This window comes from Liquorilactobacillus capillatus DSM 19910 (assembly GCF_001434915.1).
GTDB lineage: Bacteria > Bacillota > Bacilli > Lactobacillales > Lactobacillaceae > Liquorilactobacillus > Liquorilactobacillus capillatus.
Window position 1 is genome coordinate 37,114 of sequence record NZ_AZEF01000041.1, and the last position, 19,320, is coordinate 56,433.

Sequence of the window (19,320 nt, forward strand, 5' to 3'; positions counted from 1 at the left end):
AATAAATACCACCTTTCAATTTTCATGAGCTCAAAAACTATTGTACACCTAAAGTATAAGTATTGAAAATGTTTTTTAGGTCTGCCTTACAAAATAAAAAGTTGTGAAAAATATTTTTGGGATAGCCTTAAAAAGATGAAAATCTTTTCTTTAGAAAAGTAGAAAAGTCCTGTAAAGAGAATGTTGGACTTATTTATGCTACTTTAAGGTAGAAGATAAAGCCTATATAGTAGAAAAGAGGAAAAGATAATGCAGCAAAAATACCTACTTTTTTTTAATTCACAAGCCGGAGAGGGAACAGCGCAAAAAGTTGCTGAAGATCTTGAAAATAAATTGCAACTGCGAGGAAAACAAGTTGTTCAGTTAGCAGCAGAGGGACAAGAAGAGGCTATCAAGCAGTTAATTGCTAATCTTTCGCAAGCCCAAGCTGTGATTTGTATTGGTGGAGATGGAACTTTAAATGCTGCTCTGACTGCTTTTATTCGAGCCAAGAAAAGCGTTCCACTTGGTCTTATTCCTAACGGAACGGTTAACAATTTTGCTCAGAAATGGAAAATTCCGTTAGACAAGGATCAAGCCTTTGCCAAAATTATAAAAGCTGATTTACAGCCGGTAAGTATCGGTAAATGTAATGGGCAGGCCGTTGTCAGTTCATTGACTTTCGGAAGCTTGGCTAATATTTCAAATGATGTACGACAGAGCGAAAAACAAAAGTATGGTTTAGCGGTTTATGGATTGAAAGCTCTTAAAAACCTACACCGAAATAGTTCATATAAAACAGAATTTTATAATGATGTTTTTTCAATGCCAGCCAAGGTTTGGTTCTGTTTAATAACAACGACGGACTTTATTGGTGGGCGGCGTTACTTAGGGGCAAAAAATAATGGCTTGCATGTGACTATGTTAAATAATATGAAAGTTAATAAGTTGTTGAATTACAGTTATTTTGCCTTTACAGGTAATTTGCGCAAGTCAACGACGTTAACATCATTTGATATCAAGAAACTTATTATTAAAACAACCGATGGCAAAGCCGCTGGAACAAGGATAGATGGTGATCCTGGTCCTGCTTTACCCGTGAAAATAGAGTGGTTACCTAACTTTGTCTCAGTTTTTATGTAAGATTATATATGGTAAAAATAACTACAGGGTAATAATATAAATAGACCGGGGTTTAAATCAAAAGGCAACTTTTGATTTAAACCCCGGTCTATTAGAGCTTAATTCTTTCTGTGCAGTAACTTTATAATAACAGCTAGTTAATACTGCAAAGCAGTGAAGGTAATTTAATTCTTGATCAGCATCCGTTGGAAGAACTTAATAATTTCAACAATGACTAACATTAGGAATCCGCCAATGAAAACAACTAACCATTGTTGTGGTGCGAGTGGTGTAACTTTGAAAGTATCGTTAAATGCTGGAACAAAGATAGTAGCAAATAACAGGACACCAGAGATTAAAATGGACCAGTTAAACATCTTGTTGTTAAATAGATCTTTTCTGAAAATAGAACCATGGATCGACTTAGAGTTAAAGGCGTGGAATAACTGAATCAAACCTAACGTTGCAAAAGCCATGGTTAATGCATCAGCATGGATCAGCTCGTAAGAATGATGGAATGGGAAGGTTAAGGCTAATTGATAGACCCCCAGAGTCAAACCACCTTCAAGTAAACCTTGATAGAAGATACTTGACATTACACCATCACCAAAGAAACTAGATTTATTTCCACGCGGCTCATTTTCCATCATATTAGCTTCGGCTTTCTCAATTCCAAGTGCAATCGCTGGAAAAGTATCTGTTACCAGGTTGATCCAAAGGATTTGAGCCGGTGCAAAAATATCCCAACCAAGCATTGTCATAAAGAAGAGGGTAAGGACTTCCCCTAAGTTAGCTGATAGGAGATATTGAATAGCCTTTTGAATGTTGGCAAAAACTTTGCGGCCTTCTTTAACAGCAACGATGATAGTTGCAAAGTTATCATCAGCAAGAACGATATCACTAGCATTTTTTGAAACCTCTGTACCGGTAATTCCCATGCCGACCCCAATGTCGGCAGTTTTTAATGCAGGAGCATCATTAACTCCATCACCAGTCATAGCAACGATTTTACCTTTTTTCTGCCAAGCTTTGACGATACGCACCTTATGTTCAGGGGCGACACGAGCATAAACAGAATATTGCTCAACAGTTGCATCCAGCTGTTCGGTTGAAAGATGATCAAGCTCGCTACCGGTAATAACACCATTATCACCTTCATCAATAATCTGTAACCGCTGGGCGATCGCAGTTGCAGTATCCTTATGATCGCCAGTAATCATGATGGGACGAATCCCGGCTCTACGGGCTTCAGCGACAGCTGCCTTAGCCTCGGGTCTTTCAGGGTCAATCATCCCAATCATGCCCACAAAAATTAGGTTATTTTCGAGATCCTCAGAGGTATAGTTTGCAGTAGCATCGATATTTTGTGTAGGTGCATAGGCAAATGCTAAAACGCGTAGAGCTTGTTGCGCAAGCTGCCGGTTAGTATCTAAGATTTGATCACTGTCTTTTGAGGTTAAAGGTCGAATCTTACCGTTTTCTTCAATCTTGGTAACCCGCTTAAGCAATTCATCCACCGCGCCTTTAGTCATAATCAGTTGCTGTTCCTTATTGGAAACAACGACTGACATTAATTTACGGTCAGAATCAAAAGGTAATGAAGTAACACGCGGAAAATCCGTGGTAACATCATTGACCGGCTGCTTATGATCTAAATAATATTGAATAAGAGCAGTCTCAGTTGGATCACCTACAAGACCTCGGTCAGATTCTTGACTGTCGTTAGCAAGGATCATTATCTGTGCTAGTCGATTACTAAGTTTAAAGTCAACAGTATGCGCGTCTTGCAGCTGATTGTCATGATAAAGTTTTTCAACAGTCATTTTATTTTGGGTTAACGTCCCAGTCTTATCAGAAGCAATTATTTCAGTTGTCCCCAACGTTTCAACTGCGGGCAACTTTCGAATCAATGCATTGCGTTTTGCCATTGCTTGGGTCCCTAACGCAAGCGTGATAGTAACAATTGCTGGCAGACCTTCAGGAATTGCGGCAACAGCTAATGAAATCGAAGTTAACAACATTTCGAGGATAGAAGCACGATCAGCCACAATACCGATAACAAATACTAGTGCAGCTATGACCAAAACAAGGACACTCAGAATCTTACTTAAATTAATGATGCTTTTTTGAAGCGGCGTAATGGACTTATCAACACTATTCAGCATATTGGCGATATGTCCGACCTCGGTATACATGCCGGTCGCTGTCACGACACCTTCAGCAGTTCCATAGGTAACGTTAGTATTCATATAACCAAGGTTGTACCGATCGCCCAACGGTAGCTTTTCAGCTTCCAACGTTACATTGTTTTTATCAACAGGAACTGATTCACCGGTCAGTGCGGCTTCTTCAACTTTCAAGGAATTTGCTTTAATAAAACGTAAATCGGCTGGAATAATATCACCTGCTTCAAGTAAGACGATATCGCCAGGGACGATGTCAGAACTCTTGATGGTTTGAATCTGACCATTTCTTCGAACCCGTGATGAAGGAGTGGTCATCTCTCTTAAAGCATTAATGGCATTCTCAGCTTTGGCTTCTTGAAAGACACCAAAAGCCGCGTTCAATACGACAACTAAGAAAATAATCACAGCATCAGAGGCATCACCGGCAAAAAAAGCAATAACGGCAGCGATCATCAAGATAATGATCATTAAATCCTTAAACTGGCTGATGAATTTTTGTAACAGAGTTGTCTGTTTCTGCTCAGTCAGAACATTATGGCCGTATTTTGTCAGTCTATTTTGTATTTCTTCACTTTTAAGGCCCTGTTCCGTAGTATTTAAGGCGGACAAAACTTTATTAGAAGATAGCTGATAATAATTTTGTGTCATGTTGGATAATCCTTCCTTTTTCTTTCCTTAAATGTAGCATAGGAAAGGTAAGTTAGGAAAGTTTTATACTCGCTTTTTCTCTTCCTAAATTAAACTAAAAAGTATTAAAGGTTGAAAAAATGGATAGTTATTGTTAAGTTGAGATAGAGTAACTACATAGGGAGGAAAATACGGTGATTAAAGAATTCAAAGAGTTTATTTCGCGTGGTAATGTGATTGACTTAGCAGTAGGGGTTATTATTGGGGGCGCATTTACCTCAATCGTTAAGTCTTTGGTAGATTATCTTATTAACCCATTGATCGGTCTTTTTATCGGGGGAATTAATTTTTCCGATTGGGTTTTCAAAGTAGGTAGTGCGACCTTTAAGTTTGGTAGCTTTATTAATGCAGTCATTAATTTTTTGATTATAGCATTTATTGTTTTTCTTCTAGTAAAAGCCGTGAACAAGTTTTTAATTCGCAAAAAGAAAGAAGATACACCTGTTATCGCACCAGAAGTTCAATTACTGGAAGAAATTCGTGATTTATTACAAAATCAAAAAAAGTAGACGAATGATAGAGTAAAATTATGAGTGAAAAAGCGAGTTATTAAACGCTTATTAACTAAGGATGTTCGTTTTATATATGAAGAAAAGGCGAACGAGCATAAGTGAACCGGCTACATATTTTTCGAATAAATATCAAAATATATCTGGAATAACAAAGAAACCAAACTAAAAGTGAAATTTAAGTTTGGTTTTTTTAGTTAGGTAATTATTGTGTTGAGCTGACATTAGTATACCGTGGCTAAAAAGATTAAAAATACTAGAAGTAATTTAAAGTTATAGATATAATTAGAATATAAAAAAATCGGGTATAAAAAGCAAACTTATTAAAGTTAAAAATATGACAAATAGCAGTTAGAGGCCTAATTATGTGTTAAAATTACCGCTATAGACTTTTTTACTGATGGGTAAGAAATATGACTTTTTAACAAGTTAGAAAGGTTCAAATTATGGTTAAAATAAATATTGTTGGTTACAACATATTTGCACAAGGTGGAACGACACGCAGCAATTTAAATTTGATGACAGAGTTTAGCAAACATCATTATTCTACAACATATTATAATTATGTTGATTTTGATATTCTCGATTTACGTAGATTACATAAGGAAGAACAGGTTACTAAAAATGTTCAGATAAAAAAAGTGGCTGAACTATATCAGTTAACTGAAAAAAAAGCAGTAGAAAAAGAGTATTTTTTTATTACACGTGAAGATCTTTTTCCGCTAGCGGCAGTAATACGAAAATATAATTTGAAAGCGCTCATTATAGGAGAAGTCCATACTCCACTGCAACTTTTAAAAAAAGATTTCGCTAATATTAAGCTTGACTATTTTACATGCTTGCGGGTAGCGACACCATCTATAAAAAAAACCTTTGCGCAGAAATACCATTTTGATCGCATATATGTTCAAACAGTTAGTTTAGCCCATTTAAAGTTGACCTCTTTTAAGAATATTAATAGAAATAAAACAAGCAACCTTGTTGTCTATGCACGCTTTGACGAAAAGGCGAAAGACATCAGCTATGCAATTAGTTTAGTAACATATCTTATTAAGAAACTAAAAAGAAATGATATTAAATTATATATAAAGGGATATGGGCCGGATGAACAATGCTATAGACAAATGATAAGGCAAGCCCATCTAGGGTCTTCTATCTTTATTAACAAGGGCTTACCAGATGATTATATTGCGCTTTCGACAGCTCATGTGGAGACTTTGGGTTATACAATTGCAGAATCTGTTGCACAAGGTCATCGTGTTATTGCATATGTTGGAGACGATCAGGTAGTATATGAAAACTTTAAAAAATTTCCGTTGGTAAGTTGGCTATCTAAAAAAGACATCAGTACTGATGCCGCGAAAATTATTGCCGCAGTTACTGAAAATATCCAGGAAGAAGAATTGATGACCAGCATAAAACTTTTAAATGAAATGAAGTCTGCGTATACTGAAAAGATGCTGCAAAAAACAGCTATTTTTTCAGGAGAAGGGATGGTTTCAGTTGGAGGCTTGGAAAATGTTGAGAAAAAAACTAAAGAACGATTAGAGAAAACTTTAGGTGTGGCCTATGCTCCATGGTATCTGAAGGTTTATCGGCATTTAAGACGGTTACCCATTTTAAATAATTTGTTGCAGGCTTCTAAATTTAGTGAGTGGTTAAGAACGATTAGTAAGAGACATTAGTTTGGAAATTAAGGGTGGCTAGAATAATTTCTATCTTTTTATACGAATAGATTTAACTGGTTAAATTAATCTAAGAGTGTCCGATAGTATTAAGTATGGAACCTAAAAGAAGATTTTTTGATTAAATGGTTATTTTTGGAGACATGACCTGCTATGATTACTTTAATAAAAATGGTACTATTTAAAATAAAGAGTTTCTTGACTCTACTCAATTTAAATAAAATAAATACATTTAAAAGAATCATTAAGCATCTGTTGCTTGTTACATAGATAGCTGTCAGAAATAGCTAAAGTACCAATTGAAGTCTTTTTAAGGAGACGTACTGTAAGTAGATGGGTATATTGATGAACAAACTGTTATTTAATAAACACGTGTGCAGTTAATAAGCAAAGGAGTTTACGGGATGAAAACTGGGGAATTGGTAAAGAATATTCGTACAGCTAAGGGAATAAAGGCTAAAACGGTCTATGATAACTTATTATCACGTTCAATGTACTACAAGTATGAGAGCGGACTGGTCGAAACGACAGCAGATACGTTTTTGCATATACTTGATCGCTTGAACGTGGAGTCAAGTGAATTTGACCTACTATTCAGACAAGTTATGCAGCAACAATCGCGTTTCCATTATAATGAATATCGGAATGACTTACTGCAATCATTTCATGATGGTAACTTCACTGAAGTTAGAACACTGGAGAAAAAGTTGGAGCGCGGTTATGAAGAAACACAATTATTACGTTTTTATAATTTAAAATTAGTAGCTACAGCTATGAAGAAAAAATTAGGTCATAACAACGAAAGTGTCCTAGCAGAGCGAAAGGAAATTACACACTACCTTCTGCGAAGCAAACATTGGGGTCACTATGAATATGGTTTACTATCTGATGCAATTTTTATGTTTGATAGTACATCAGCAGAAAAGTTATTGCAGAATCATGAATGGTTAGAAGCAAATGGCGAACAAGATCAAATATTAGAAGATTTGAAAATTAAAACTTTATGTGGAGCTATTTTACTATTCATGAAGGCTAATAAAAAAGAACACACAGCTTATTACTATAACCTGTTGACGAAGCTGAACGTAGGTCATAATAATATCTATGCACGGAGCAGCAAGCGTTTCTTCAAGGGGTTAAAGACAATATACGATGGAGATTACGAACAAGGGATTAAAATAATTTCAGAAACTTTTTCATTATATCAAAAACTTGGACTGGATGATTTGTATCATGAACACGTTGAGATTTTACAAGAGTTATTGAGTACACAGTTACAAAAAAAAGAGACTCGGCGCCGGCGTAAAGCTTAAGCAAGTTTGTTAACTAGCGGATAAAGCTTGAAAAATTTGCAGTTACAGTATAAAATAAAGAAATATGTGGATGACGAAAGGAGGAGCAGTAATGTCACAAAATACTCATGTTGGGGTTGCCAATGATCGTCGCCCTGTAAACCAAAAAAATATTAAAAAACGTCGTGCTCAACATCAAGCTGTTTTAGCTTTCTTGAAGAGCCGTGAAGAACTAGAAAAAGCAGCTAAATAAATCGGTGCAAGCTATTCTAGTTGCATTGGCCGGCATGAAACGTCCCCAGCGTTTTGTGGTGGTCTTTTTTAATGGAATATATTATTAATTGAGGACTATGTAAGAAGAAATTTATTTAGACAGGATATGATATAATCAATCGGTAAGAGGATGGAGAAAAGATGAGTATTTTAGAAGTTAATGGTCTTTCACATACATTTGCAGATAAGCAATTGTATCAAGACGCAAGTTTTAGATTAAATAAAGAAGATCATATGGGTATTATCGGTCAAAATGGTGCCGGTAAAAGTACTTTGATTAAGATTATTACTGGTCAGCAATTACCAGATGATGGACAAATCAAGTGGCAGAATGGATGTAAGATAGGTTATTTAGACCAATATGCCCAAGGTGCACATGATTTGACAGTTTTTGAATTCTTAAAAACAGCATTTGCTGAATTGTATCGGATTAGTGCAGCACAGACTAAATGCTATGAAGACTATGCTGAAACAATGGATGAAAAATTAATGGAAAAGGCTGGACGATACCAGGAACAGCTGGAAGCTAATGATTTCTATGAAATTCAAACACATATTGAGCAGGTCATGGCCGGATTAGGCTTAGATGCGATCGGAAAGGACCATAAAGTAAGCCAGTGCAGTGGCGGTCAACGGTCTAAGATTATTTTGGCTAAACTTCTCTTGGAAAAACCAGATGTTTTACTTTTGGATGAACCAACAAATTATTTAGATACTGAGCATATTGAATGGTTGATTAATTATTTGAATAGTTTCAGTGGTTGCTTTATGGTAGTCTCGCATGATTTTGATTTTCTAGAACGAATTACCAACACAATAATTGATGTTGCATTCGGGAAGATTACTAAATATACAGGTAGTTTTAAATCGGCGATCAAGCAAAAAGAAGTGAAAAAGGAAGTTCAGCTGAAAGCTTATGAAAAGCAGCGACAACAAATTGAAAAAGATGAAGCGTATATTCGGAAAAATAAGGCTGGAACACGTTCGACGATGGCCAAATCAAGGCAAAAGAGACTGGATAAGATGGAGCGCATCGACCCGCCTAGTGATGCACAACAGGCACACTTTAATTTTCCTTATATTGAGTTAATGTCAGCCGCAACGTTAACCGTTGAAGATCTTTCCGTTGGCTACAAGTCACCATTATTAGCACCGGTAACTTTTTCAATGAGCCACGGTGAAAAAGTTGTTTTAAAAGGCTTTAATGGTGTCGGAAAATCGACCCTAATTAAGTCGATTTTAGGTTTGATTCCTACCTTTGGTGGGACAGCTAAATTCGTTGAAGCAACGAAGGTTAACTATTTTACACAGGATTTGGAATGGGATAACAATATGAGTACTCCACTGCAACTCGTACAAGATTTGTATCCTAAACTGGAACCTAAAACTATTCGGCAACGATTAGCGCGTGCAGGACTTAACGCGGCTAATGCAATGAAGCCAATCAAATTGTTAAGTGGTGGAGAACAAACCAAAGTAAAGATCTGCATCCTAGAACTTAAACCAAGTAATTTTTTAATTATGGATGAGCCGACGAACCATTTAGATGATGAGACTAAAGCAGCTTTGAAAGATGCTCTTATAGCCTTTCCAGGGAATGTTTTACTGGTTACACATGAAGAGTCCTTTTATGACGGTTGGATTGATAAAGTCTTTGATGTTGAGAGTATTAGATTAAGTAAAAAGTAGAGAGGTATCTAAAGTGGGTAAGAAAAAAATTCTAGCATGGCTGGTCGCGATTGTACTTGTTGGCTTTGCAGCTTGGAGTATTGTTCATGTCAAACAAGCTGAGGAAAAAAATAGTATTAAATTAGAAAAGGCAGCTAAGAAGAAGGCTGCGTTAAAAAAACAGGGCATAAAGAATGTAAACATGCGTCGGCCGATTAGTTGGCGTAAGTCATCTGAAAAAATCGATTATCCGCGTGCAGACGTAGTAAGTCATTTTTGGATCGAAGTTTCGCCTAAACAGCAGCGTGTATACCTTAAGTCTAATAAAAAAACAATTTACACAATGTATGCATCAATTAGTACTGCAAATAAATATAATAAGGATATCAAACCCTTACCAAAGGGGACGTTCCGTATTCAACCGCAACGGGGAAAGTTTTTCTATAATCCTATTAGCGGTGAGGGAGCAAAGTACTGGCTCTCGTGGAAGGGCGAAGGAAAACGGTTGTTTCATTCGGTTCCAACGGACGAAAATAAAAAGTATCGCCATGACGAAGCAGTTAAGTTAGGCAAAAAAGATATGGATGTTAATACTCATGGGAACATCCGCTTATCTGTAGCTGATGCGAAATGGATGGTCGAGCATGTTCCGGCAGGAACTAAAGTAGTTATTCGCTAAAATATTCTTTCTGAAAAAACTGGGACAATAATTACCGAAAAAATAGCTAATAAGTTCTCTCGATAAAAAGGTGCTGAAAATCGATAACGATTTTCAGCACCTTTTTAAGATAGTCCTAAAAAAATAAATTTAGTACAATAAACAGTGCTTACATTAATGTAAAATCTTTGTAAGTTTAGGAACCAAACACACGGGTGAGCTTAAAAATCTCATTAGGAACAATTGTTTGGCGGTTGAAAAAAGGTTCATGGTTAGTCTTACTAGTCTCCTCAAGTAATTTTCCAATGTATGCAGTACACTCGAATCACGAAGGCGAATGGAGCTCGCAAAAAATAGAAGCAAACATTGCTAGTCAAACGATATATCTTGGCAAAGATTCTTATCTTAAATTACCATTAAGTAATTAGGCAGTATAACTGAGATTTGAAGTAAACGAAAGTAGAAAAGAGATGCTAGAAGTTAGATAGTGTACTAGAATAGTTTGTATGCAGTATTAGTTAATAGAAAAGACTAAATATTTAGTTATAAGTTGGAGGAAATAGGATGGAAAAAGCATGTACAACGATTTTGGTCGGGAAAAAAGCAACAATTGATGGCTCAACAATGATCGCCCGTAATGATGATACATTTTTACCATTGACACCGCAACGTTTTGTAATGAGACCAGCTAACGATGCACAAGAGGGAAAGTTAGTGTCTAATCAAAACGGTTTTACGGCAGAGTTGCCTGTTAAGGCTTTCCGCTACACGGCAACACCTAATGCTGATGCAGAGCATCTTGGCGTTTTTGATGAAAGCTCAATTAATGAAAAGAATGTTGCACTTTCAGCAACTGAGAGTGTTTATGGCAATGAAAGAGCGCTAGCATATGATCCGTGGGTTACAAATGGACTTGCGGAAGATGCGTTACAGACAATGGTTGCGCCATATATTGAATCTGCTCGTGGCGGGGTGCAGTATTTAGGGGAACTAATTGCTAAGTATGGGTCACCTGAAGGCAATGGAGTTCTCTTTTCTGATAAAAATGAAGTTTGGTATATGGAAATTGTTACAGGACACCATTGGGCGGCAACCCGCATTCCAGATGATGCCTATGCTGTTGCAGCTAATCAAGTTGCTCAGCAACAAATAGATTTTAATGACAGTACCAATTATTTATGGTCAGAAGGGATTGAAGAGTTTGTCAGTGAACATCATCTGAACCCAGACAAGGAAGGTTGGAACTTCAGACACATCTTTGGAACTGATACTGAAAAGGACCGCCACTATAACACCCCCCGAGTTTGGTTTGGTCAACGGTATCTAAATCCGGGGATACAACAAGATCCTATGTCAAGTGAATTACCGTTTATTTGCCACGCGGAACGTTTAATTACCGTTACCGACTTAGAATACATTTTGAGCTCACATTATAATGAAACTCAGTATGATCCGTTAGGTCATGGGAGTGCAGTTGACAAGTTAAAGTTTAGACCAATCGCACTTAACCGGACACAGAATTCACATGTTTTACAGATTAGAAACAATGTTGAGCCTGAATGTGCAGCGTTGATGTGGGTTTGTTTTGGAATACCTTCATTTACGCCATATGTTCCATTCTACACTAATGCACATGATACTGATCCTAGCTGGAGTGAGACCCCGTTAGAGTATGATATTCAAAGTGCATATTGGATGTATCGGACACTCTCAATGCTGGTTGAAGCGCATCATGCTGAATTTATCCAAGAGGATTTAGATTATCTTAAGGATTGTCGCGAATTGCAGTTACGCTTGCTAGCTAAAGGAGAGAAACAACTGGCAGGTGAAAAGAAAGTAGATGCAACTAACTTCTTGACACAGCAGAATTACCAGATTTCTAAAGCGATGCAGGTTAAGACAATGGAAATGATCGGACATTTTGTAACAAAAGGTTTGACATTATCAAAACTAACTTTTAATATGGATAAGAATCTTTAGTATGCAAAAAAATAAGCTATTTCTGGAGTTGGTGTGATGAAGATCAAGGTTGAGGATTTTGTAGATAAGATTGAAAATGACCAGTTTCAAACAGTGACTTTACAAACTACAGAAATCCCAAAAAGAGTTGAAATTAGAAATCTCCAACAATTATTTCAACAATTTCAAGAGCTGTTGGAGCAAAATACATTGGGGCAAGTTAAGCAGTCTTTTCTTTGTGAAGGAGAACCAGTTATGGTTTCTTTGGAGAGTGGGATTATCAATTTGCCGTTTGCTAACAGTAATAAGGTTGATAATTTTTTTGAAAATCAGGAAGAAACGGCTGTCATCATCAATTTGATCGTTGAAGCTGAGGATGTAAATGCTTCAGGCTTAAGGATCGATTCTTTTGGGACTGTTGCAGACTACCTTGCAACACCTGAAAAGGTTAACCAAGAACTGGTAGCTGGAATTAATACCCAACTAGAGTTGTTAGTTAAAAACAAAGCAGCTCAAAGTAAAACGGCGGAGTCTGAAGAATAAGTGTTTTAAATGTGCGGAGCACTGTTATGAAGTACTTTAAACAGAAAAATGGTTAGAATTAAGATAAGCAGTTGACAAATTATAAAAATAAAATTAGAATAAATGATAACTTAATTAAATATAGTTTAATGAACGTTGAAGAGAAGAGTAGTTTTTCTGACTTACTACAGAGACCCTCGTTAGGTGGAAAAAGGGATAGGGATGAAAAATGAAGATGAACTTGGAGTTCGATTATTGGTTGAAGAGGCTGATGATCCGTGGGTTTACGGTATAAACCATATGCTATTAAAGATAGCTGTTGAGGCTGTTAGTACAAACTAACAGTAAAACAAGGTGGTACCGCGAGACTCTCGTCCTTAGATTTGGATGAGGGTCTTTTTTATTTTTATAAGGTGGGGATTATATGATTGAGTTTAAAAATGTCTCAAAGGTATACCAGACAAAGTCGGCAGAACTTACAGCCGTCCAAGATGTTTCTTTAAAGATCAAGGAAAATGAAGTTTTTGGTATTATCGGCTTTTCTGGGGCAGGTAAAAGTACATTGGTTAGGATGATGAATGGCCTAGAAATACCAACCAGTGGTGAATTGATTATTAATGGTAAAAGAAATGATAAGTTGTCTAAAAAAGAACTTCGCCAGCAACGCCAAAAAATTGGAATGATTTTTCAACACTTTAACTTATTATGGTCACGGACAGTTTTAGAAAATATAATGTTCCCGCTAGAGTTAGGGAAAATGACTAAGAGTGAACGAATTAAGAAGGCCAAACATCTAGCTGAGTTAGTCGGCTTGGAAGATCGAATCGATGCATACCCTGCTCAGCTCTCTGGTGGACAGAAACAGCGTGTGGGAATTGCACGAGCATTAGCGAATGATCCAGCAATATTAATCTCGGATGAAGCAACAAGTGCGTTAGACCCACAAACAACAGATGAAGTCTTAACACTTCTAGCCAATATCAAACAAAAATTAAAATTAACGATTGTGATTATAACACATGAGATGCATGTTATTCGGCGGTTGGCTGATAGAGTTGCAATTATGGAAAAAGGACGCGTGATTGAAGAAGGAACGGTTGCTAAAGTCTTCACACAGCCAGAACAAGAGTTGACAAGAAAATTCGTAAATGTTGAAACAGATACTGCACCAGCTGAGGATGTTAAACATGTTATCAGTGAGCTTTTACAAAAATATCCGGAGGGCCAGCTGCTGCAATTAAAATTCCATGGGGATCAAGTAAAGATGCCGATCGTGTCAGAGATGCTGCATCAATTCCCTGATTTACAGTTGAGTATTTTACAAGGTTCAGTCCATCAGCTGCAAAATGCAACTGGTTCGATCGGCAGTCTCTTTGTCCAACTCATAGGAAACGAGAAAGATATCAAAGCTGCATTAGAATTCCTTAATACTATGAGAGTTGAAACAGAGGTGTATAAACATGAATAATCAAGGTTTGAGCACGTACTTTAATTTTAGCAGTGTTGACTGGAATAATATGTGGAGCGCGACATGGGAGACATTATGGATCACCGTTATTTCAGTTATTTTAGTTACGGTTTTTGGTCTACTGCTAGGGTTGCTTTTATATGAGACGACTGGAAGCCATAATATTGTCGTTCGTGGTTTAAATGCATTAGTTGCACTTTTTGTAAATGTTTTTCGCTCTATCCCCTTTATTATTTTAATCGTCTTACTTTTACCAGTTACACAAACATTGGTAGGAACACAGATTGGACCTAAAGCTGCACTACCTTCACTAGTCTTTTCAGCTGCTCCGTTCTATGCACGACTAGTTGAATTAGCCTTTCATGAAGTGGATGGAGGAGTTATTGAAGCTGCAGAGTCGATGGGGGCAGATAAGTGGCAGCTTATCTATAAAGTCTTGATCCCAGAGAGTATGCCGGCCTTAACTTCTGGAATTACAGTAACTGCAATTTCTTTAATTGGATATACTGCAATGGCTGGGGCAATTGGAGCGGGTGGATTAGGTCAGTTAGCATATACTGATGGATTTCAAGCTTATAATAATGCGATTACTTTTACCGCAACTATTATAATTGTAATCATCGTTTTTATTTTTCAATTCTTAGGAGACCTGATGGTACGTCGTTTAGATAAACGTTAACAAAAAAATGATAAGGATATAGGAGTGAGTTAAATGAATAAAAAAATAACAGGAATTTTTGCCATAGCTGCAGCAGCATTGTTACTGGTTGGATGTGGTAAAGCATCTTCAGCTAATAAAGAAACAACTATTACAGTTGGGGCTTCTTCAGTACCTCATGCTGAGATCTTAAAACATGTGCAACCACAGTTGAAAAAAGAGGGTGTAAACCTTAAAGTAAAGGTTTTCCAAGATTACGTTATGCCTAATAAGGCGTTAGCTAATAAGGAACTGGATGCCAACTATTTCCAGCATATACCGTTTTTGGATAACTGGAATAAAAAGAATAATGGCAGCCTTATTTCAGCCGGAGCGGTTCACTTGGAACCAATTGGTGTGTACTCTAAGAAAGTAAAAAATATTAAAGACTTAAAAAATGGTGCAACAGTGCTAGTCAGCAGTAATGTAGCGGATTACGGTCGGGTCTTGACTATTTTCAAAGACGCAGGACTTATTACCTTGAAAAAAGGAACTAAAATTTCAACCGCAACTTTTGATGATATCAAAACAAATAAGAAAAACTTACACTTTAAGCACACTTATGAAGCAAAGCTTATGACCCAGTTCTATAAGAATAGTGAAGGGGATGCAGTTGTTATTAATGCAAATTACGCTGTGCAGGCAGGACTTAATCCAGTCAAAGATGCAATCGTACTTGAAAAGTCTTCTTCACCGTATGCTAATATTGTGGCTGTTAGGAAAGACAATAAGAATAAGCCAGCTATTAAGAAGTTGATGAAAGCCTTGCAATCTAAATCAACTCAGAGTTGGATCAAGGATAAGTATAAGGGCGGTGTCTTACCCGTAAAATAGCTTTTAGTGGTAGTAAAAAAGTAATTTAAATAACAGGAGCTGAACCTTAAAGGGCCAGCTCCTGTTATTGTACATAAGTAAATTATTTTAGAAGCGGAGATAACATTAATTAATTTCGTTGCTAACAGCTGGTTCGCGATGAGCAAGCAACATCTGACTGAAAAAAATGATATGATATATCCATAGTAGATGTAAAGAGAAATGGGGAATTATTCTTGACAAATGATCAGCTAGCAATCAATTTGATCATAATGTTAATTGTTTTTTACTTTGCGGCTTTCTTTGTAGCAGCTGAGTTCGCATTAGTCCAAACAAGGAAAAGTGCTCTAGAAAGTGCACTTGATGCGGGTAAGGGCAACAAACGCAAGTTACGGACAGCACTTAAAATGGTGCAAGAACTGAATGAATATTTATCAACGACCCAGGTGGGAGTGAGCCTTTCTGGAATTATTTTAGGTTGGATCGGAGAAGGAACGATCGAGCTGTTGATAGTAGATGTCTTACAAGTCACACCAATTAGTACCAGTGCTCTACATGCAGTGGGAGCTGTGTTAGGTGTTTTGCTATTAACATACTTGGAGGTTGTTTTAACCGAGATTATTCCTAAGAATTTAAGTATCGATATGCCAATGAAAATGTTGATGTTAGTAGTAACACCGCTGCATTATTTTCATATTATTTTCTATCCTTTTGTTTGGTTGCTAAATGTTTCGGCAATGGGTGTGATCCGACTTTTCGGGTTGCCGCCGGCAGATGAGAGCAACGATATCTTGACGCAGACCGAAATTCTACGTCTATCTAGAAACGCTGTTACTGGCGGTAATCTAGATAAAAATGACTTGTTATACATGCAACGAGCGTTTGATTTTAATGATAAAGTTGCGAAGGATATCATGGTTGACCGAACAAGCTTGGAAGTTGTTGATATCACAGACTCAGTAAAAACAGTTGTTAACTATTATTTGCGAGAAGGTTTTAGCCGTTTTCCAGTAGTTGCTAATAATGATAAAGATAAAATTTTAGGCTACGTTTATGTTTATGATTTGATTCGGCAGGCACAGGTCGACGGAACAGTTTTAGTCAGCAAAGTACTGCGAACGATTATTACTGCACCTGAAGTGACGCCTATTCAGGGATTGTTACAACAGATGATCAAAAAGCAGACACCAATTGTAGTGATCTTAGATGAATACGGTGGTACAAGCGGGATCGTAACCGATAAGGATATTTATGAAGAATTATTCGGGGTTGTAAAAGATGAGATTGATGATGTTTCAAGTGAATATATTATTAAAACTGGAGACCATGCTTATCGTATTTCTGGAAAAACCACACTTTATGATTTTGAACGGTTCTTCAGAGTTAAAAACCGTAGTTTTGACGAAGCAGAAAGTGTTACAATAGCTGGTTATTTGTTGGAGAACTATAAGGTTAAATATGGTGATGTTATTACGATTGGTCAGTTTGATTTGAAAGTAACAGAGTTTAACCGTAATTATATTGATTGGCTGGAAGTAACACGACACACGGAAGAAAACGTAGAAGAGACTACTAAATAGTTTAAAGTATACAGGGATCGCTTGACACTGTATTATTGAGACAATACACTTAGTTGATCTAGAATTAGTTACGATGGAGGAAGTTAGAAATGATAGGAAAACGTCAACTCGTGGCTAGAAGAATTGTCGTTAAGGTTGGAACAAGCACACTGACACATGCAAATGGTAAGTTGAATTTAAAAGCAATCGACCAATTATGCTATACCCTCAGTGGGCTAGTTAATGAAGGTAAACAAGTTGTACTTGTGTCTTCTGGTGCAATCGGCGTGGGTTTAGGGATGTTAGGGATGAGTGAACGACCAGATTCAATCCCACAACAGCAAGCGATCGCGGCCGTTGGACAAACACAGTTAATGACGGTCTATCAACAGCGCTTTGCTATTTATGGTCAAAAAATTGGACAGATCTTACTGACCCATGACGTGGTAGATTATCCAACAAGTCATCAAAATGTTTTGAATACCTTTGAGAATCTGCTGCGTCTTAATATTATTCCAATTGTAAATGAGAATGATACGGTGGCGGTTGATGAGTTGGACCATCATACGAAGTTTGGCGACAACGATCAATTATCAGCAATCGTGGCAACTATGATTGATGCAGAACTTTTGATTATGCTATCAGATATTGAAGGCTTCTTTGACAAAAACCCGCGTAAGTATACTGATGCTAGTTTGATATCAAGGATTACAGAGATCGATGAGGAAACCTTTGAAAAAGCTGGCGGGCAGGGGACAAAGCTGGGTACTGGTGGAATGATCACTAAACTGAAAGCTGCCCAAAAAATGCTGCGGGCTGATAAATCAATGATTTTGGCTAGTGGTGAAAACCCATCAATTATTTTTAAGTTATTGCAAGGGGACCTGCTTGGAACTTTATTCCAAGCTCACAGATAAAGGAGCACAGATAATGACGACTGTAGTTGAGTTAGGTAAAAGAGCACAGAAAGCTGCTAGTCAGTTAGGACAATTAGGAACCGTTCAAAAAAATAAACTTTTAGAAGCAATGGCACAAGCTTTGATTGAGAAGACGACTGTGATTTTAGAGGCGAATCAAAGCGATTTAGCGGCGGCAAGCGAGCTACCACGCAACTTTGTTGACCGTCTGACCTTGACTAAGGACAGAATTGAAGCAGCAGCGGCGGGATTGCGCCAGGTCGCCCAATTGCAGGATCCAATTGGACAAGTAGACAAAGCATGGGTCAACGCGGCCGGCCTAAGAATAGCGAAGCGTCGTGTTCCACTGGGGGTTATTGGGATTATCTATGAAGCACGGCCTAATGTTACAGTTGATGCCGCCGCATTATGTTTCAAGTCAGGAAATGCCGTTATTTTACGTGGTGGCAAGGAAGCTTTGCAGTCTAACTTGCAGTTAGCTGCTGTGTTACGTGGTGTTTTAGCTGCAAATGATGTTAATGCTGATGCGATCCAAATTATTGAGGATACATCACATGAAACAGCGGCTCGTTTTATGGAATTGACAGAGTACCTTGATGTTTTGATTCCCCGTGGTAGTGCTAGACTTATCCACGCTGTTGTTAATCAGGCTAAGGTTCCTGTAATTGAAACAGGCGCGGGAAACTGCCATGTTTATGTGGACCGCAATAGTGATAAAAAGATGGCAGCTGATATTATTGTTAATGCTAAGTGCCAACGACCAGCCGTCTGTAACGCTATAGAAAAATTGCTGATCCACCAGGATGTTGCCGCAGAATACTTACCCTATATTGCTGCAAAACTTGCACCATACCATGTTGAGCTACGTGGGGATGATACGACGCAAAAAATCCTGGGGACAGTCGTAAAACCGGCAACTGTGGAAGACTGGTCAACTGAATATAATGATTATATCTTAGCGATAAAAGTAGTCGCTTCTTTTGAAGAAGCAGTAGCACATATTAATAAGTATAATACTAAGCATTCTGAGACAATTATAACGAATGATTACCAGCGTAGTCAGCAATTTCTTGATCAGATCGATGCTGCGGCTGTTTATGTCAATGCTTCAACTCGTTTTACCGACGGTTTTGAGTACGGTTTTGGTGCTGAAATTGGTATTTCAACACAAAAGCTGCACGCTCGTGGACCGATGGGACTGGAGGAACTGACGACTACTAAATATGTCGTTCGTGGTCAAGGTCAGATTAGAAAATAGTGATTATTGAGAGTTGTGATGGTAAGCTAATTGAGGATGTTTTTGGAAAAAAGATAAGAAACATGAAG

18 protein-coding genes are annotated in these 19,320 nt (G+C 37.4%); 17 read left to right on the plus strand and 1 reads right to left on the minus strand.

All coding sequences use genetic code 11. From position 1 onward, the window contains the following. Positions 1-249: 249 nt before the first annotated feature. Entirely contained in the window at positions 250-1,122 is an 873-nt protein-coding gene (locus FC81_RS08775; protein ID WP_057745851.1) for a diacylglycerol/lipid kinase family protein, read from the plus strand. 164 nt (positions 1,123-1,286) lie between these two features. Here the strand turns inward: FC81_RS08775 and FC81_RS08780 are convergent, their stop codons facing one another. Then, positions 1,287-3,935: a calcium-translocating P-type ATPase, PMCA-type gene (locus FC81_RS08780; RefSeq protein WP_057745854.1), complete on the minus strand. Its 2,649-nt coding sequence runs from the start codon at positions 3,933-3,935 to the stop codon at positions 1,287-1,289. A 173-nt stretch (positions 3,936-4,108) separates the two neighbouring features. Between FC81_RS08780 and mscL the strand changes: the two genes are divergently transcribed. The 16 genes from mscL to FC81_RS08845 all read left to right on the plus strand — a co-directional run bounded on the left by mscL (position 4,109) and on the right by FC81_RS08845 (position 19,252). Then, entirely contained in the window at positions 4,109-4,483 is a 375-nt protein-coding gene (gene mscL / locus FC81_RS08785) for a large-conductance mechanosensitive channel protein MscL (protein ID WP_057745857.1), read from the plus strand. A 446-nt stretch (positions 4,484-4,929) separates the two neighbouring features. Continuing rightward, positions 4,930-6,168, plus strand: a complete 1,239-nt coding sequence (locus FC81_RS08790) for a glycosyltransferase (protein ID WP_057745860.1) — start codon at positions 4,930-4,932, stop codon at positions 6,166-6,168. A gap of 404 nt (positions 6,169-6,572) precedes the next feature. Then, complete coding sequence (locus FC81_RS08795; RefSeq protein ID WP_057745862.1) at positions 6,573-7,481, plus strand: helix-turn-helix domain-containing protein; 909 nt, start codon at positions 6,573-6,575, stop codon at positions 7,479-7,481. A gap of 91 nt (positions 7,482-7,572) precedes the next feature. Beyond that, on the plus strand, positions 7,573-7,713 hold the full coding sequence (locus FC81_RS11050; protein ID WP_164477449.1) for a hypothetical protein: 141 nt from the start codon (positions 7,573-7,575) through the stop codon (positions 7,711-7,713). Between the two features lie 161 nt (positions 7,714-7,874). Next, a complete protein-coding gene (locus FC81_RS08800; protein WP_057745865.1) occupies positions 7,875-9,422 on the plus strand; it encodes an ABC-F family ATP-binding cassette domain-containing protein in 1,548 nt (515 codons plus the stop codon). A gap of 13 nt (positions 9,423-9,435) precedes the next feature. Then, on the plus strand, positions 9,436-10,080 hold the full coding sequence (locus FC81_RS08805) for a L,D-transpeptidase (protein WP_057745867.1): 645 nt from the start codon (positions 9,436-9,438) through the stop codon (positions 10,078-10,080). Between the two features lie 194 nt (positions 10,081-10,274). Beyond that, positions 10,275-10,487: a hypothetical protein gene (locus tag FC81_RS10935; RefSeq protein ID WP_157054773.1), complete on the plus strand. Its 213-nt coding sequence runs from the start codon at positions 10,275-10,277 to the stop codon at positions 10,485-10,487. Between the two features lie 136 nt (positions 10,488-10,623). After that, the gene (locus FC81_RS08810) at positions 10,624-12,039 is read left to right on the plus strand and encodes a C69 family dipeptidase (RefSeq protein WP_057745869.1); all 1,416 of its coding nucleotides are present in this window, start codon (positions 10,624-10,626) and stop codon (positions 12,037-12,039) included. Positions 12,040-12,075: 36 nt separating this feature from the next. Then, entirely contained in the window at positions 12,076-12,561 is a 486-nt protein-coding gene (locus FC81_RS08815) for a hypothetical protein (protein ID WP_057745872.1), read from the plus strand. 183 nt (positions 12,562-12,744) lie between these two features. Then, positions 12,745-12,882 carry a hypothetical protein gene (locus FC81_RS11290; RefSeq protein ID WP_162254831.1) on the plus strand — a complete coding sequence of 46 codons (138 nt, stop codon included), beginning with the start codon at positions 12,745-12,747 and terminating at the stop codon, positions 12,880-12,882. A gap of 82 nt (positions 12,883-12,964) precedes the next feature. Then, entirely contained in the window at positions 12,965-14,008 is a 1,044-nt protein-coding gene (locus FC81_RS08820) for a methionine ABC transporter ATP-binding protein (protein WP_057745875.1), read from the plus strand. Next, on the plus strand, positions 14,001-14,687 hold the full coding sequence (locus tag FC81_RS08825) for a methionine ABC transporter permease (RefSeq protein ID WP_057745879.1): 687 nt from the start codon (positions 14,001-14,003) through the stop codon (positions 14,685-14,687). Before FC81_RS08820 ends, FC81_RS08825 begins: the two co-directional genes overlap by 8 nt. A gap of 33 nt (positions 14,688-14,720) precedes the next feature. After that, a complete protein-coding gene (locus FC81_RS08830; protein ID WP_057745882.1) occupies positions 14,721-15,539 on the plus strand; it encodes a MetQ/NlpA family ABC transporter substrate-binding protein in 819 nt (272 codons plus the stop codon). Positions 15,540-15,754: 215 nt separating this feature from the next. After that, positions 15,755-17,098 carry a hemolysin family protein gene (locus FC81_RS08835; protein WP_057745884.1) on the plus strand — a complete coding sequence of 448 codons (1,344 nt, stop codon included), beginning with the start codon at positions 15,755-15,757 and terminating at the stop codon, positions 17,096-17,098. 89 nt (positions 17,099-17,187) lie between these two features. Beyond that, a complete protein-coding gene (proB, locus tag FC81_RS08840; protein WP_057745887.1) occupies positions 17,188-17,994 on the plus strand; it encodes a glutamate 5-kinase in 807 nt (268 codons plus the stop codon). 10 nt (positions 17,995-18,004) lie between these two features. Beyond that, a complete protein-coding gene (locus tag FC81_RS08845; protein WP_162254832.1) occupies positions 18,005-19,252 on the plus strand; it encodes a glutamate-5-semialdehyde dehydrogenase in 1,248 nt (415 codons plus the stop codon). Positions 19,253-19,320: the final 68 nt, after the last annotated feature.

Coding starts and splice junctions, on each gene's coding strand:
- FC81_RS08775 (WP_057745851.1), top strand. CDS start 250: ATGCAGCAAAAATACCTACTTTTTTTTAATTCACAAGCCGGAGAGGGA.
- FC81_RS08780 (WP_057745854.1), bottom strand. CDS start 3,935: ATGACACAAAATTATTATCAGCTATCTTCTAATAAAGTTTTGTCCGCC.
- FC81_RS08790 (WP_057745860.1), top strand. CDS start 4,930: ATGGTTAAAATAAATATTGTTGGTTACAACATATTTGCACAAGGTGGA.
- FC81_RS08795 (WP_057745862.1), top strand. CDS start 6,573: ATGAAAACTGGGGAATTGGTAAAGAATATTCGTACAGCTAAGGGAATA.
- FC81_RS11050 (WP_164477449.1), top strand. CDS start 7,573: ATGTCACAAAATACTCATGTTGGGGTTGCCAATGATCGTCGCCCTGTA.
- FC81_RS08800 (WP_057745865.1), top strand. CDS start 7,875: ATGAGTATTTTAGAAGTTAATGGTCTTTCACATACATTTGCAGATAAG.
- FC81_RS08810 (WP_057745869.1), top strand. CDS start 10,624: ATGGAAAAAGCATGTACAACGATTTTGGTCGGGAAAAAAGCAACAATT.
- FC81_RS08815 (WP_057745872.1), top strand. CDS start 12,076: ATGAAGATCAAGGTTGAGGATTTTGTAGATAAGATTGAAAATGACCAG.
- FC81_RS08820 (WP_057745875.1), top strand. CDS start 12,965: ATGATTGAGTTTAAAAATGTCTCAAAGGTATACCAGACAAAGTCGGCA.
- FC81_RS08825 (WP_057745879.1), top strand. CDS start 14,001: ATGAATAATCAAGGTTTGAGCACGTACTTTAATTTTAGCAGTGTTGAC.
- FC81_RS08830 (WP_057745882.1), top strand. CDS start 14,721: ATGAATAAAAAAATAACAGGAATTTTTGCCATAGCTGCAGCAGCATTG.
- proB (WP_057745887.1), top strand. CDS start 17,188: ATGATAGGAAAACGTCAACTCGTGGCTAGAAGAATTGTCGTTAAGGTT.